The organism is Streptomyces sp. NPDC031064 (assembly GCF_055570965.1).
The window spans coordinates 232036-246039 of sequence record NZ_JBVIGF010000003.1 but is presented as its reverse complement, the minus strand read 5'-3'; the positions used below and the strand labels follow the sequence as shown (position 1 = coordinate 246039).

Below are 14004 nucleotides of genomic sequence, written 5' to 3'. Positions count from 1 at the left end.
GCTGACCCCCGCTGAAGTGATGGAACTGATCAGCGAGGTAAGGAAACTTGCTCAGGAGGTCGCAGACCTTGCGAGTCGTGCTGATGCGATGGTCAACCGGCCTGCGACTGCTTCCGAACCAGTTCCTCGATCTGGTCCATCCGCTCAGCAAGCCGGCGCACGTCCTGGCGGACCTCCGCCAGGTACTCGGTGATCTGCTCGAACTCCGGGCTGCGCCTCGTCGGCCGCGCCTCTCCAGGAAGGGTGACGAAGCTGCCCTTCCCCTGGTGAGAGATGGCGTACCCGTCCTCGCGGAGCCGGGCGATCGCTTGGCGGGCGACGGTACGGGAGACCTCGTGCGCGGTCATCAGCTCCGTCTCAGAAGGCAACTTCTCGCCCGGGGGTAGCTCCCCGTCACGGATTCGCCGCTTGAAATCGTCGGCGATCTCCAGGTACTTCGCACGCCCGGTGAAGTCGGCCATGGCCCCTCTCAGTGGTTGTCGCACTAAGTCCAGCACATCGCACCGACAAGAGTCGAGAAGTACTTGACATACTAAGTGCGTTAGGTGCAGTCTCGATAGCAGGTGACGTACTAAGTACGTCAAGTTGTCCGATCAAGGAGCGCACTCATGCGTCAGATCCCCGTCGACACCTCCGCCGCCTCCGTGATGGTGGCCAAGCCCCCGCAGCCGAAGATCAAGGACCGCCGTTCCGGTGAGGTCGCGACCGATGCCCAGACCGGCGCCACGCTGATGACCGTGGACGTGATGTTCGCGGCCAACGACGAGGTCGAGATCCTGTCGGTCACTGTCCCGGAGACCGGTATCTCCGGTGACCTGGTGATGGGCACCCCGGTCGCGCTGACCGGCCTGATCGCCCGGCCGTGGGAGAACGAGTTCAACGGCCAGCGCCGACACGGGATCGCTTTCCGCGCGGTCGCGGTCACCTCCCTGACCGCCGGCGCCTTGTCCTCGAAGGCTGCCTGATCATGTCGTGGACCTGGCTCTTACTGCTGCTGGTCGTCGCCACTGCGGGTCTCCTGCGGTGGCGGCGCCCCGCCTGGTACTGGCTGACCTTCGGGGTCACCCTCTCCGCGCTGCGCGTCCTTGTCCGCTACGCCTCCGTCATGGACGCCTGCGGGTTGACCGTTCCGCCCTCCCGCTGGCGCCTGGCCCTCGCCCGGATGACCAACCGGCCGGTCCCCGAGTCGCGACCGCCCCGCATCCTGCGCCTTCGGCCGACCCGGACCGGGCTGGTGCTGCGGCTCAAGCTCCGTCCCGGGCAGGACGCCTTCGACGTCTCGGCCGCCTGTGACCGGCTGCGGCACTCGTTCGCGATGTTCGGCGTGACCTCCCGCGAGCTGCGTTCCGGCGTGGTCGAGCTGCGCATGACCGGCTACGACGTGCTGAAGCGGGTGCAGATGCCCGCCAAGGTCGAGCGTGAGCCGATGCGGGTGCCGGTTGCTCTGCGCGAGGACGGTGCCGTGCACTACCGCGACTACCGCACCGTGCCGCACGCCCTCACGCTCGGCGCCACCAAGTCCGGCAAGTCCGTCTACCAGCGCAACCTGGTCACCGAACTCGCCCGGCAGGATGTCGCCCTGGTCGGCATCGACTGCAAACAGGGCGTCGAGCTGTTCCCGCTCGCCCAACGCTTCTCCGCGCTTGCCGACAACCCCGACACCGCCGCCGAACTCCTCGATGCCCTCGTCGACCATATGGAGGGCGTCTACCAACTGATCCGCACCGAGCAGCGCATCACCGCCGACGTACCGGACGCGGAGATCGCCGCCGACATCTTCGATCTGCCGGACGACCTGCGCCCAGTCCCGATCGTCATCCTGGTCGACGAGGTCGCCGAACTGGCCCTGTTCGCCACCAAGGAAGAAGAGAAGCGCCGGGACCGGATCATCACCGCCCTGGCCCGCCTCGCCCAGCTCGGCCGCGCTGCCGGCATATATCTGGAGATCTGCGGACAGCGCTTCGGCTCCGAACTCGGCAAGGGCATCACCATGCTCCGCGCCCAGCTCACCGGCCGCACCGCCCACCGCGTCAACGACGAATCCTCAGCCAACATGGCCTTCGGCGACATCGCCCCAGACGCCGTGCTCGCCGCCATCCAGATCCCCACCGACACCCCCGGCATCGCCGTCACCGGCGACTCCTCCGGCGGCTGGGCCCGCATCCGCACCCCGCACACCACGCTGCGCCAGGCCGTGAACGTCTGCAACCGGCACGCCGACCGCACCCCGGACCTGCCCGTCCTGGCGCCCTTCCGTCCCACGCTGCCGAACCTGACCAAGGTTCCGGCCCCGGCGGTCGAGCCCGCACCCGCCACGGCCTGACCATCCCCGCTTGACCGGTCGGCGCGACTGCATCGCGCCAGGTCCCTACCCCCTCCATGCCTGAAACAGGAGGCGACACCCATGGACCCGTACGAGGACTACGACCGCACAGTCAGCCTGCTCGGCTCCCTCACCCTGTACGCCCACCAGACCTGTGCCGACCACCACTTCGTGGCCCTGGTCGGCCCGGCACTGGCCGCATCCCTCCCGCCCGGCGTGGTCCCTCCGCTCCCGCCCGGCTACGACCCCAACGACGGCCCCGACTACCCCGGCTGCGGGTGACGACCATGACCCGCTCGATCCGACTCGATGCCGTGCTCGTCCAGGCCGTGATTGCCGGTGCCCTGTCCTTCGCCCACCTGCACGACCTTGCGGCGGCTGCCGGACAGGACGGCTGGAAAGCCTGGGCCTACCCGATCAGCGTCGACCTGCTCCTGGTCGCTGCCTGGCGACGACTTCGCAGCGACGGGCCGTCCCGGCTGGCCTGGTGCTGGTTCCTGATCGCCCTGTTCGCATCCCTTGGCGCCAACGTCGCCACCGCCGGATTCCTGGACCTGACCGACCCCCCGGCCTGGCTCCGCTTCGGGGTGGCCGGATGGCCCGCCCTCGCCTTCCTCGGCGGCACCCTTCTCGCCCACTCCCCCACCCAGGCACCACCCGATCCAACGGCTGAGCCTGAGCCCGGACTTGTGGAGACAGCGCCGGCCGACTCCGCCCCGGCTCCCGAACCCGCGTCTGTCGAGCCCTCGGCGCCTGCCCCCGCACTGCCCGTGGCTGAACCAACGCCCGCTCCCGCCACGCCGGTCCCGGCCGCGCTGGTCGAGCACGCCCGCAAGGTCGCCGACGACCACCAGGCCCGCACCGGCACCCCGATCGACACCAATACCCTGCGCGCCCGCCTCGGTGTCCCCGCGCCGATGGCCGACGCGATCGCCGCCCAGCTCGCCTGACCAGACGAGGAGACGACGCCATGCCCGCCCGCGACCACTTCCACTCCGTGATGCGGATCGGTCCCGTACAGATCGGCACCCACCGCGACCGCCACGGCCGCACCAAGCACGCCGCCGTGTGCACCGCCGACCGCTGCGGCTGGTCCGCCGACTACTCCACCTCATCGGCCGCCCAGCTCGCCGCCCGCACTCACCGCTGCAAGGCCCGCTAAGGAGACCCGTCATGGACGTCCCGCTCTGGCTCGCCCTGATCGTCATCGGCTGGCTCGGCATCAAGCTCATTCGCCCGCCCTGGTGGCTCGTCGTCGTCCTGCTCCTCGGCGGCTACCTCCTCGCCGACAGCCTGCTCGCCCCCGTCGTCGACACCGCCGTCAAGTAACCGCCCGAGAAGGGAGAACCGCCATGTTCCGTCCCAAGGTCCCGACCAACCCGCTGCCGACCGGCATAGTCACCCCGCCCGCCGTCATCGAGCCGACCACCGTCATCCAGCACACCCCGGGCCCCGCCCCTGCCCCGGTCGCTCCGGCGCCGACCCGGCCCACGGTCCAGCTCACCCCCGGCGCCCTGCTCACCGTCATCGGCTGCGGCACCGCCGTGGTCCTGGTCGTCGGCGCCGTCCTGGTCTCGATGCTCCTCGCGGTCGCCATCACCGCCGCGTCCGTCGCGATCTGCGCGCTCGTCGCCCGCTCGCTAATCACCGCTGAGGCCAAGCGCCGCTGACCGGCCCCCGGGGCGGCCTCTACCGCCAAGTGTCGTCCGCCCCGGGAGCCGTGCCCCTGTCCGAACCACTGATCCGGAAGGAACCCTCATCATGACCGACCACGCCCACCCCGCACCGCGTATCTGCCCGGTCTGCGACGGCTTCGCTTCCGCCGCCGTGACTCTCGGCGGCCGCGACCGGCACGGACACCTGCGCATCATCACCGTCCACTGCCCGGCCTGCCACGGCGCCGGCACCCGACCCGCCCGCGCCGGTGCCCTCGCTGGGGGCCGCGCATGACCAACACCGCGACCGTCGCGGGCTTGGACCCGGTCACCCTCGGCGATCTGCTGCGGGTGGCCGGGTCACCGGGCTTCGACCGCTGGCAGGACCAAGTGCGCCGTACCGGGGGCTGCGCCGACCCGATCCACCTGACCGGCTGGACGGTCGCCAAGGACAAGGTCACCGGCGAGGTCCTGCACCGCTACTCGACCGAGGACGAGCCCGGTGGGCGCCTGCGCCTGGCTTGCGGCAACCGCCGCGCCTCCCGGTGCCCCGCCTGCGCCTGGATGTACGCGGCCGACACCTACCACCTGATCCGTGCCGGACTCGCGGGCGACCAGGACAAGGACGTCCCCGCCACCGTCCGCGACCATCCCCGCGTCTTCGCCACCCTCACCGCCCCCAGCTTCGGCCCGGTCCACAACCGCCCCGACTCCGGCCGCTGCCGCTGCGGCACCCGCCACCAGGCTGACGACGACTCCCTCGGCACCCCGCTCAACCCCGACACGTACGACTACGCCGCCGCCGTCCTGTTCAACAACCACGCGGGCGCCCTGTGGATGCGCTTCACCAACCGGCTCCGCCGTGAGATCGCCGCCCGCGCCGGACTGACCCAGCGCGAGCTGAAGGCAGCCGCCCGCGTCTCCTATGGCAAGGTCGCCGAGTTCCAGAAGCGCGGCGCCGTCCACTTCCACGCCGTCATCCGCCTCGACGGACCCGAAGGCCCAGAAGACCCGCCGCCCTCCTGGGCCACCGTGCAGCTCCTCACCGACGCCATCCGCGCTGCCGTCGCCCACCCCTACACGACCGTCACCGTCCCGGCCGCCGCCGACCAACCCACCCGCACCCTGCGCTGGGGCAACCAGCTCGACATCCGGCCCATCCGCGCCTTCGAGGCCGGCACCGACATCACCGAACAAGCCGTCGCCTCCTACGTCGCCAAGTACGCCACCAAAGCCGCCGAGACGACCGGCACCCTAGACCGCCGCATCGGCGAACTGTCCGAACTCGACCGCCACCAGGTTCCGGAGCACGCCCAGCGCCTCATCCGGGCCTGCAAGGCGCTCGACCCCATCTACCCCGACCGCCGTCTGTGGGCCTGGGCTCACATGCTCGGCTTCCGCGGCCACTTCTCCACCAAGTCCCGCCGCTACTCCACCACCCTCGGCGCCCTCCGCCAGACCCGCGCCGACTACCGCGCCGCCCAGCAACGCGATGCCCTCGGCCTGCCCGACCTCGAGCACGACCAGGACGACACCGTCCTCGTCCTCGCCGACTGGCAGTACGCCGGACACGGCCACACCCCCGGCGAATCCGTCCTCGCGGCCTCCATCGCCCGGGACCTCCAGCTCAACCGCGAAACCGCCCGCGAAGCCCTGCACGACCAACTCGCCCTGGAAGGAGCCGCCGCATGACGACCGCTACCGCCGAGCTGCTGACCGTCCCGGAGGTCATGGCGCGGCTCAAGCTGGGACGCTCCAAGGTCTACGACCTGATCCGGTCGCGTCGCCTGACCTCCATCAAGATCGACGGCTGCCGCCGCGTTCCCGCTGCCGCGGTTCGGGACTTCATCCTCGGCCAGATCGAGGAGGCCGCCTGATGGCCGTACAGCGCAAGCGCAACCCGAACGGCGCGGGCACCATAACCAAGCGCAAGGACGGCCGCTATCAGGCCGCCGTCTACGTCCTCCAGCCGGACGGCACCCGCGCCCGGAAGTTCGCGTACGGCAAGACCTGGGCCGAGTGCGACGCCAAACGCCGTGAACTCCTCGACAAGGTCGACAGCGGCATCCCCGTGCCGACCCGCTCGGCCAAGCTCGCCGACTGGCTGCCGTACTGGCTGGAGAACGTCATCAAGCCCCGCCGGAAACGGACGACTTACGCCAAGTACGAGACGCACGTCCGGCTGTACCTGGTGCCCATGCTCGGCACCAAGCGCCTGGAGTCCCTGAGCGTCGCCGACGTCCGGCGGTTCCTCGTCCAGATGGAGCGCAAGGCCACCGCCGCCACTGCCAAGGAGTCGCACCGTGTACTGCGGACGGCTCTGACGGCGGCCTGCCGCGAGGAGCTGGTCATGCGTAACGTCGCGACGCTCGTCGAACCACCCTCGGTGGAAGCTCGGGATCTGTCGCCCTGGTCGCTGGACGAGACGCTCGACTTCCTCGCGGCCGCCCGGACCGACCCGCTGTACGCGGCCTTCGTCATCGCCATCGCCCTCGGCTTCCGGCGCGGCGAGATCGTCGGCCTCCGCTGGGAAAACGTCGACCTGGACCGGCGCGAGATCCGCGTCCGCACTCAGCGGCAGCGAGTCGGCGGAGAGACGTACGAGGACGATCCCAAGGGGCGCCGCCGGAAGCAGACGCTTCCCCTGCCCGCGATCTGCATTGCTCCGCTGCGGTGGCAGCGTCTCCGCCAGGCAGCCATGCGCGAAAAGGCCGGCACTGCCTGGGAGGAGACCGGCTACGTCTTCACCACGAGGACCGGGCGGCCGATCGAGCCCCGGAACCTGTACCGGTCGTTCACCCGCGTCGCCCGGTCCGCTGGCCTCCGGGTGATCCGGCTGCACGATGCCCGGCACGGCTGCGCCACGCTGCTCACCGCCGCCGGGGTCGCTCCCCGCGTCGTGATGGAGATCCTTGGGCACAGCCAGATCGCGGTGACCATGAACGTGTACACGCACGTCGTCCAGGACACGCAGCGTGAGGCGGTCAGCCATATGGACCGGCTGCTCAGGAGGCGTCCCGGCCGCCAGTGACTACGGCCGTTGATGTCAGGTACGGATGTCAAAGACCCCCAGCCATGTTCGGCTGGGGGTCTTCGTACTGGTGGGCGCGGACGGTTTCGAACCGCCGACATCTGCTTTGTAAGAGCAGCGCTCTACCCCTGAGCTACGCACCCGTGGATTGAGTGAACAGCGTACATGGCCTCCCGGTGGATCCTGCAAACCCGGGGCTGGCGGGTGGGCGGGGCGGGGGGTAGCCCTACCTGCGGGAGGGTGGGTTGCCGGATCGTGGCGGGGTGGGGTGGACACGTAGCGTGAGGGGCGACATAGAGACCTAGTGGGGGAGTCATCGTGGGTGCACGCCGGATCCGGACGTCGGTGGCCGTCGGCGGGGTGGTGCTGGGAGCGCTTGGCCTCGCGGGGTGTGGGGGTGCCGATGTGGACGCGGCACCGATGGAGCGCAAGACGTTCGGGTTCCGGGGCGAGACGCTGGTCGTGGACGCGGAGGATTCCGAGCTCGTGCTGGTGCCGGCGGATGTGAAGGACGTGGAGGTGACCCGGCAGGTCGACGGGTGGGTGGTGATGGGAGACGGGCCCGCGCCGGTGTGGAAGCTGGAGGGCGGCCGGCTGACGTTGCGGGTGGAGTGTGACGCGCTGGTGAGTAATTGCCAGGCCCGGCATGAGGTGCGGGTGCCGCGGGGGGTGGCGGTGACGGTGGAGGACGACAACGGGGATGTGACCGCCGAGGGGTTCCGGACGGCACTCAAGGTGACCTCGGGCAACGGGACGGTGACCGTGCGGGACGCGGGTGGGCCGCTGGAGTTGCGGAGTGAGAACGGAGACGTTCAGGTGGAGGGCGCGACCTCGAAGAACGTCGTGGCGCGGTCGGAGAACGGGGAGATACGGCTGTCCCTCGGGGCGGTGCCGGACCGGGTCGAGGCGGTGAACGCCAACGGCGACATCGCGGTCGAACTGCCGGGCGGTGACACCCGGTACGCGGTGGAGGCGGGGAGCGCCAACGGGGAGGTGAGGGTGGACGTGCCGACCGACGCGGACAGCGGCCACGGGGTGAAGGCACGGAGCGAGAACGGCGAAGTCACTGTGCGAAGCGCGAACTGACGGGCTCGTGTGTTCGTCCTTACCTGGTGGGAGAATGAACCGGTCAGGGGCGGACAGACGGCACGGGAGCGAATGTGACGGCGACACACGCGCGGCGGTACGTGAAAGATGTGCTCGCGCTGATGTTGTTGCCGGTGCCGCTGGTGGTCGCCGTGCTGCCCGGGGCGTTCGCCGGGGGCGGGACGCGGCGCTGGTTCGGGGGGCGCGGGGAGAGTCAGCGGGCGGAGGCGCAGGCGGCGAGGGACGCGGCTGCGGCGGCGTTCTACGAGCTGGACACGGCTCAGCGGGACCTGCGGATCTCGATCGAGACGATCACGGCGGTGGACGCGTCGCCGGGGGCTCGCCGGGCGGTGGACGACTTCGCCGCGCTGGGGCGCCGGATCGACGAGGTGAGCCATGCGTACATCACCGCGGTCGACGCGTACGACCTGGACCGGGACGACCTGGACTCCTCCGTCGCCTCCCGGGCGCGGGGCGAGCTGAACCGGGCCAAGGACGACCTCGTCCGTGTGAAGGGGGAGCTGGACAGGTTCGAGCAGGGACTGGGGCCGCTGCTGGCCACGGCGGAGACGCAGCTCGCGCGGCTCGCGCCCGCCGTCGAGCGGGCGCGAGCGGCGCTTCTTGCGGCGAGCAACGCCCTGGATGCGGTGCGCGGCTCCGGTCTGCGGGCCGACGATCTCGCGGCGCGGCTCGCAGCCCTCGGCCCCGAGCTGACCAAGCTCAACCAGGGCGCGGGGCAGCACGGCGTCCCGGAGACGTTGCAGCGGGCGGACCGGGTCCTCCGGGACGCGGAGGCCGTGCGGACGGAGGCGGAGCGGCTGCCGGAGCGGGCTGCCGAGATCGACAAGCGGCTGGTGTCGCTGCGGACCCGCGCACAGGCGCTCGCCAACCGTGCCGCTTCCGTCGAGCCGGTCCTCAGTGAGCTGCGCCGGCGCTTCAGTGCCGCCTGCTGGCAGGACCTCCAGCCCGTTCCCGAGCAGGCGGCCCGGAATGTCCGCCAGGCTGAGGAGAAGCTCCACGAGGCGGCCAAGGCCCGCGAGGAGCAGAGCTGGGCGGACGCGACGGCGTTGCTCTCGACGGTGCGGGCGCTGCTGAACAGCGCGGACGAGGCGGTGTCGGCCGCCGGTGACCGGCTCAACCGGTTGAACGCGGTCTCCAAGGACCCGCAGGCCGAGATCGAGCGCACCCGTTTCGCGATCCGTGACGCCCAGCGGCTCGCCATGGCCGGCCGCCACACCCCCGATCCCCGTCACGCCCGGCCGCTGGACGATTCGGTGGCCCGTCTCGAGCGGGCGATCGCGGGGTTGGAGGGCCGGCACCCCGACTACTGGCACTTCCTGATGGAGACGGAAGCGGTGCGGGCCTCGGTGGCACGGGTGGTCGAGATGATTCGGGAAGAGCGGGGCGGCGGGCACGGACCGCGCGGTTAATCTGGGGCCATGCCTCGCTACGAGTACCGCTGCCGCACCTGCGGAGACACCTTCGAACTGAACCGTCCCATGGCCGAGTCGTCCGCCCCCGCTGCCTGCCCCGACGGGCACGACGACACCGTCAAGCTGCTGTCCGCCGTCGCGGTGGGCGGTACGGCGAAGGGCGCGCCCGCGCCGTCCCAGGGCGGGGGCGGCGGCTGCTGCGGTGGCGGCTGCTGCGGCTGACCCGCGTCCGGGGTCTCGGCCGGAGAGGCACTGACTGCCACGCCGCCGCCTCAGGGCCTGATCAGCGCCCGCCGACCCTCCTCGTACGCCTGGTGCTGGAGTTCGGCAGCGCGCTCGGGGTCACGGTGGCGCCGGGTGCGGACACGGACGCGCCCGTCCCACGCACTGGGGAAAACCGCAGGACAAAGTCGGGGGCGGCCTTCAGTGTGCTTTCAGCTTGCGTTTTCTAGCGTTGAGTCATGGAACGCTGGATCAACAGCCTCATGGACACGCTCGGTGCGCCCGGGGCCGGGCTCGCGATAGCCCTTGAGAATCTCTTCCCGCCGCTGCCGAGCGAGGTGATCCTTCCGCTGGCGGGGTTCGCCTCCGCGAGCGGCCGGATCGACCTGATCGCCGCGCTGCTGTGGACGACGGCCGGCTCGGTCCTGGGGGCGCTCGCGCTGTACGGGGTCGGGGCGCTGCTCGGCCGGGAACGGACGATCGCCGTCGCGAGCAGGCTGCCGTTGGTCAAGGTCGCCGACATCGAGCGTACGGAGGCGTGGTTCGGGCGGCACGGCACCAAGGCCGTGTTCTTCGGGCGGATGGTCCCCGTCTTCCGCAGCCTGATATCCGTGCCGGCCGGTGTCGAGCGCATGCCGTTGCCGGTGTTCCTCGGCCTGACGACGCTCGGCAGCGCGATATGGAACACCGTGTTCGTCCTCGCCGGTTACGCGCTGGGCGACAACTGGGAGCAGGTCACCCGGTACGTGTCGCTGTACTCGAAGGTGGTGCTGGTGGTGGCGGCAGGCGCGGTGATGGCGTTCGTCGGCGTCCGGATCCTCAGGCCGGGGACGGGCGTACGGCGGAGCTGAACTGGCGCAGGATCTCCTCGCCCGCCAGCACGCCTCGCTCATCCAGCGCGTCGATGTGGTCGGCGTTCCAGCCGGTCTCGGCGAGCTCTCCGTGGCCGGGCCGCCAGCCCTGGTCGGCGGCGAGCAGCAGATCGGCGTCGAGCAGGGAGTCCCCGGCCGCCAGGACACGGTCCGCCCCGGCGCGGCGGGCCACCTCCCGGACGGCGGCGCTTTTGGTGAGCGGCTGTGGGACGGCGTACACCTTACGGCCCTGGAGGGAGACGGCCCAGCCGCGAGGGGCGGCCCAGGCGGCGAGCTCCTTCATCCAGCCGTCGGGCAGCAGGGCGCGCTCGACGACGAGGTACGCGAAGAGGTCCTCGGCGACCCGTTCCTTCAGCAGCCAGGCCGGGTCGGCGACGGTGAGCAGGTGGGCGCGGACCTCGTCGAGCGGGGCGCACTCGTCGGCGAGGCGGGTGGCGACGTCACGCCGCCAGTCGGGGTCGGAGACGCCGTCGACCAGCAGGTGTCCGCCGTTGGCGCAGATCGCGTACTTCGGCGGCGGTCCGGGGAGCCGGATGCGGTGGTACTGCTCGCGGGTGCGGGTGGTGGTGGGTACGAAGACGCAGTGGCGCGGCAGTTCGGTCAGGAGGCCGGCGGCGGTCTCGGTCATGTACGACAGCGGCTTGTGGCCGTACGTCTCGACGCACAGCAGGCGCGGCGCCTCGGCGTCCGGCATGGTCAGGCCGAGGGCGGCGGAGGAGTAGATGAGGGTGCGGTCCAGGTCGCTGGCGACGAGGGAGGTGACGGTCGCGGTCATCGGCCGGTCACCGCCTTGCCGTCGGCGCCCGTGGCACCGCGGGTGTACTTCGGGTGGATCAGCCCGACGCACGTGTAGTGCAAGTGGTCGACCTCCTCGACGGGTACGCCGCGCTGCTCGGCCAGGAGCCGTACGTGGTCGAGGTCGGCGCCCGCGCCGCGCTGGGCGAGGATCTTCCACGGGACGCGGCGCAGCAGGACGCGGGTGGTCTCGCCGACGCCGGGCTTGACCAGGTTGACGTCGTGGATGCCGTACTCCTCGCTGATCCGCTCGACGGCGGCCCAGCCCTCCCAGGTGGGGGTGCGGTCGGCGGCGAGGAGTTCCTTGACGTCGGCGTCGACGGCGGTCGCGACCTCGTCGAAGTGGGAGGTGATGGTGGTCAGGAAGGTGTTGGACACGTCGGCACCGGCGAGTTCGCGGTAGAACTTCGCGCCGTGGAAGTCGTTCGGCCCGACGAGGTCGGCGCGCAGCACCGTGCGGGATATCAGGCCGGAGACGGTGGAGTTGAGGCAGGCGGACGGGATGAGGAAGTCCTCGCGGGTGCCGTAGGTGCGGACGCATGAGCCGGGGTCGGCGAGGACGGCGATCTCGGGGTCGAAGCCGGGGAAGTCGGCGAGCGCGGCGGCCAGTTCGCGGGTGATGGCGCCCTTGCCGGTCCAGCCGTCGACGAACACGACGTCGGCGGGGTCGTGGTGGGCGGCGAGCCAGCGCAGCGCGTTGGCGTCGATGCCCCGGCCGCGCACGATGGACACGGCGTAGTGCGGGAGGTCGAGGCCGTGGCGGTGGAGCGCCCAGCGGCGCATGAGTACGCCGACGGGGGTGCCGGCGCGGGCCAGCGACACGAGCACGGGGCGCGGGGACCGCTCGGCGAGGACCGTCTCGGTGACGGTGCCGACGGCGCGGGCGATGCGGGCGGCGGAGGCGTCCAGGGCGGCGTGGAACAGGGCCTGGTAGCGGTCGCTGGGCTGGTACTCGACGGGCAGCGACTCGGCGTAGTGGGCGCCGCCGCTCTGGATGGCCTCCTCGCGCTCCTCGGTCGGGGCCTCCAGCTCGACGTCCGAGAGGTCCTGGAGGAGCCAGCCGACCTCGTCGGGGGCGTAGGAGGAGAAGGCCGGGCCGCGGAGGGGCTCGGGCAGCATGGTGGCCCTTTCGGGGACGTAGGACGGTATGACGGCGAGCAGCACGCGCGGTATGTGCGCGGCGAGCTGGGCCAGGAGGCCGTCCGGGGCGTGCAGGGCGGGGGTGTCGGCGGCCGAGTCGACGACGGCGACGACCGCGTCGAAGCCGGCGCCCGCGACGTTGTAGGCGTACCGGTCGCCGGGGCCGTCGGCGGGCGCGTCGTGGGCGGGGAAGACGAGCCGGGTCCGGATCGCGTAGCCGGGGTCGTCGACGGCGAGGACGGGCGAGCGGGTGGTGGTCGAGAACCGCACCTCGGCGCCGCCGCGCTCCTCCAGCGCGACGCCCAGCGCGAGCGGCGCGTACATCAGCTCCTCGTTCCCGAGGACCAGTACGCGGGGCAGGGCACGCTCCCCGTCCGGTGCACCCGCGTTGCCGGGGGCGCGGCTCTCCGGGGCACCCGCTCCGTCCACCGCGGCCACGCCGTCCGGGGCGCCGTCACCGCCTCGGGCACCCCGGCCACCCGGCGCGCCCGCCGTCCCCACGGCGCCGTCGCCGCCCGTGCGGCCATCCGCTGGCGCGGGTGCGAGTCCCAGGGCGGTGGCGAGGCGGGCGGCCATGGTGGGGAGCGCGGCGGTGAGGCGGGCTCGGTGGGCCGGGGTGAAGCCGTGGCGGCCGCCGTCCGGGACGCCGTCGGGCCAGCCGAGGTCGAGCCGTCGCACGGACGCGGCGCCGTGCGGGGAGGGACCGGCGGGCGGGGCCGGGGTCTCGTGCCGGGCCACGAGGGCCTGGCCGCGTTCCAGGACGTCGTCCGGGAGGCGGACCGTCCCGGCGGCCAGGGTGACCAGGTCCACCTGGGCGCCGATCTCCGTGGCGAAGGCCGCGAGCCGGTCGCGGTCGGCGGCCGAGCGCATGTCGACGAGCGCGACGATCACGTACCGCTCGCGCGGGTAGCGGGCGTGGAGGGCCCGGACGGTGTTGAGCACCGTGTTGCCGGTGGAGAACTCGTCGTCGACCAGCACCAGCGGCCCAGGTCCCGCCAGGAGCGCCGGGTCCTCGGGGAGCAGGAGGTGCGAGGTGGCGTGCGAGTGGGCCTCCTCGAAGCCGCCCGCCCGCTCGACGCCGGGCACCGGGCGGCGCGTGGAGTGCAGGTACGGGGCCGTGCCCAGGCCGTCGGCGACCGAGTGGCCGAGGCCGGTCGCCGTCTCCGCGTATCCGAGCACCACCGCCCGGCCCGCATCGGCGGGGCCGAGCAGCTCCCGTACCCGTACGCCCAGCTCGTAACCCGACCGCCACACCACGCCCGGGCTCTGCGGGACGTGCTTGCCGAGCACGTTGGAGACGAGCAGGTGCGCCCGCTTCGGGTTGCGCCGCAGCGCCAGGCCCAGCAGCTCAGGCAGCCGCTTGTCGCCGGCCAGCTCGATCCCGAGCCGCTCCGACACCCACGTACCCGACCAGACCGTCACGTTCTCGTTCTCCTTCATGGACATC

Annotated in this window: 18 protein-coding genes and 1 tRNA gene; 15 read left to right on the top strand and 4 right to left on the bottom strand. The window is 71.8% G+C overall.

The window, feature by feature from the left end:
* Positions 1-92: 92 nt before the first annotated feature.
* Positions 93-461, bottom strand: a complete 369-nt coding sequence (locus tag ACZ46W_RS12140; protein WP_468335370.1) for a GntR family transcriptional regulator — start codon at positions 459-461, stop codon at positions 93-95.
* Positions 462-608: 147 nt separating this feature from the next.
* Between ACZ46W_RS12140 and ACZ46W_RS12135 the strand changes: the two genes are divergently transcribed.
* From ACZ46W_RS12135 to ACZ46W_RS12085, 11 genes are all read left to right on the top strand, one after another.
* A complete protein-coding gene (locus ACZ46W_RS12135) occupies positions 609-965 on the top strand; it encodes an SCO3933 family regulatory protein (protein WP_468335367.1) in 357 nt (118 codons plus the stop codon).
* Positions 966-967: 2 nt separating this feature from the next.
* On the top strand, positions 968-2323 hold the full coding sequence (locus ACZ46W_RS12130; protein WP_468335364.1) for an FtsK/SpoIIIE domain-containing protein: 1356 nt from the start codon (positions 968-970) through the stop codon (positions 2321-2323).
* Positions 2324-2404: 81 nt separating this feature from the next.
* Positions 2405-2605 carry a hypothetical protein gene (locus ACZ46W_RS12125; protein ID WP_468335361.1) on the top strand — a complete coding sequence of 67 codons (201 nt, stop codon included), beginning with the start codon at positions 2405-2407 and terminating at the stop codon, positions 2603-2605.
* A gap of 5 nt (positions 2606-2610) precedes the next feature.
* The gene (locus tag ACZ46W_RS12120; RefSeq protein WP_468335358.1) at positions 2611-3273 is read left to right on the top strand and encodes a DUF2637 domain-containing protein; all 663 of its coding nucleotides are present in this window, start codon (positions 2611-2613) and stop codon (positions 3271-3273) included.
* A 20-nt stretch (positions 3274-3293) separates the two neighbouring features.
* Complete coding sequence (locus ACZ46W_RS12115) at positions 3294-3485, top strand: mobile element transfer protein (RefSeq protein ID WP_344355376.1); 192 nt, start codon at positions 3294-3296, stop codon at positions 3483-3485.
* A gap of 11 nt (positions 3486-3496) precedes the next feature.
* Positions 3497-3652 (top strand): hypothetical protein, encoded by a 156-nt coding sequence (locus ACZ46W_RS12110; protein WP_344355378.1) that lies wholly within the window; start codon positions 3497-3499, stop codon positions 3650-3652.
* Between the two features lie 23 nt (positions 3653-3675).
* Positions 3676-3993 carry a SpdD-like protein gene (locus ACZ46W_RS12105; RefSeq protein ID WP_468335355.1) on the top strand — a complete coding sequence of 106 codons (318 nt, stop codon included), beginning with the start codon at positions 3676-3678 and terminating at the stop codon, positions 3991-3993.
* A 91-nt stretch (positions 3994-4084) separates the two neighbouring features.
* Complete coding sequence (locus ACZ46W_RS12100) at positions 4085-4273, top strand: hypothetical protein (protein ID WP_468335353.1); 189 nt, start codon at positions 4085-4087, stop codon at positions 4271-4273.
* Positions 4270-5670 (top strand): replication initiator protein RepSA, encoded by a 1401-nt coding sequence (repSA, locus tag ACZ46W_RS12095; protein ID WP_468335350.1) that lies wholly within the window; start codon positions 4270-4272, stop codon positions 5668-5670. The genes ACZ46W_RS12100 and repSA overlap by 4 nt, the downstream gene beginning before the upstream one ends.
* Positions 5667-5855 (top strand): helix-turn-helix domain-containing protein, encoded by a 189-nt coding sequence (locus tag ACZ46W_RS12090; RefSeq protein WP_468335347.1) that lies wholly within the window; start codon positions 5667-5669, stop codon positions 5853-5855. The genes repSA and ACZ46W_RS12090 overlap by 4 nt, the downstream gene beginning before the upstream one ends.
* Positions 5855-7009: a tyrosine-type recombinase/integrase gene (locus ACZ46W_RS12085; protein WP_468335344.1), complete on the top strand. Its 1155-nt coding sequence runs from the start codon at positions 5855-5857 to the stop codon at positions 7007-7009. The genes ACZ46W_RS12090 and ACZ46W_RS12085 overlap by 1 nt, the downstream gene beginning before the upstream one ends.
* A 68-nt stretch (positions 7010-7077) precedes the next feature.
* Here ACZ46W_RS12085 and ACZ46W_RS12080 read toward each other — a convergent pair.
* Positions 7078-7152, bottom strand: a tRNA-Val gene (locus tag ACZ46W_RS12080).
* Between the two features lie 262 nt (positions 7153-7414).
* Here ACZ46W_RS12080 and ACZ46W_RS12075 point away from each other — a divergent pair.
* From ACZ46W_RS12075 to ACZ46W_RS12060, 4 genes are all read left to right on the top strand, one after another.
* Positions 7415-8095, top strand: coding sequence for a DUF4097 family beta strand repeat-containing protein (locus ACZ46W_RS12075; RefSeq protein WP_468335341.1), 681 nt, complete (start codon positions 7415-7417; stop codon positions 8093-8095).
* A 74-nt stretch (positions 8096-8169) separates the two neighbouring features.
* Positions 8170-9525 (top strand): hypothetical protein, encoded by a 1356-nt coding sequence (locus ACZ46W_RS12070; RefSeq protein WP_468335338.1) that lies wholly within the window; start codon positions 8170-8172, stop codon positions 9523-9525.
* A 9-nt stretch (positions 9526-9534) separates the two neighbouring features.
* On the top strand, positions 9535-9750 hold the full coding sequence (locus tag ACZ46W_RS12065) for an FmdB family zinc ribbon protein (protein ID WP_468335335.1): 216 nt from the start codon (positions 9535-9537) through the stop codon (positions 9748-9750).
* Positions 9751-9989: 239 nt separating this feature from the next.
* Positions 9990-10601, top strand: a complete 612-nt coding sequence (locus tag ACZ46W_RS12060; RefSeq protein ID WP_468335332.1) for a DedA family protein — start codon at positions 9990-9992, stop codon at positions 10599-10601.
* On the opposite strand, the gene ACZ46W_RS12055 is transcribed toward ACZ46W_RS12060, so the two are convergent.
* Positions 10570-11397: an HAD family hydrolase gene (locus tag ACZ46W_RS12055; protein WP_468335329.1), complete on the bottom strand. Its 828-nt coding sequence runs from the start codon at positions 11395-11397 to the stop codon at positions 10570-10572. The genes ACZ46W_RS12060 and ACZ46W_RS12055 overlap by 32 nt on opposite strands.
* A complete protein-coding gene (locus ACZ46W_RS12050) occupies positions 11394-14003 on the bottom strand; it encodes a phosphoribosyltransferase (RefSeq protein WP_468335326.1) in 2610 nt (869 codons plus the stop codon). Before ACZ46W_RS12050 ends, ACZ46W_RS12055 begins: the two co-directional genes overlap by 4 nt.
* Between the last annotated feature and the right edge of the window lies 1 nt (position 14004).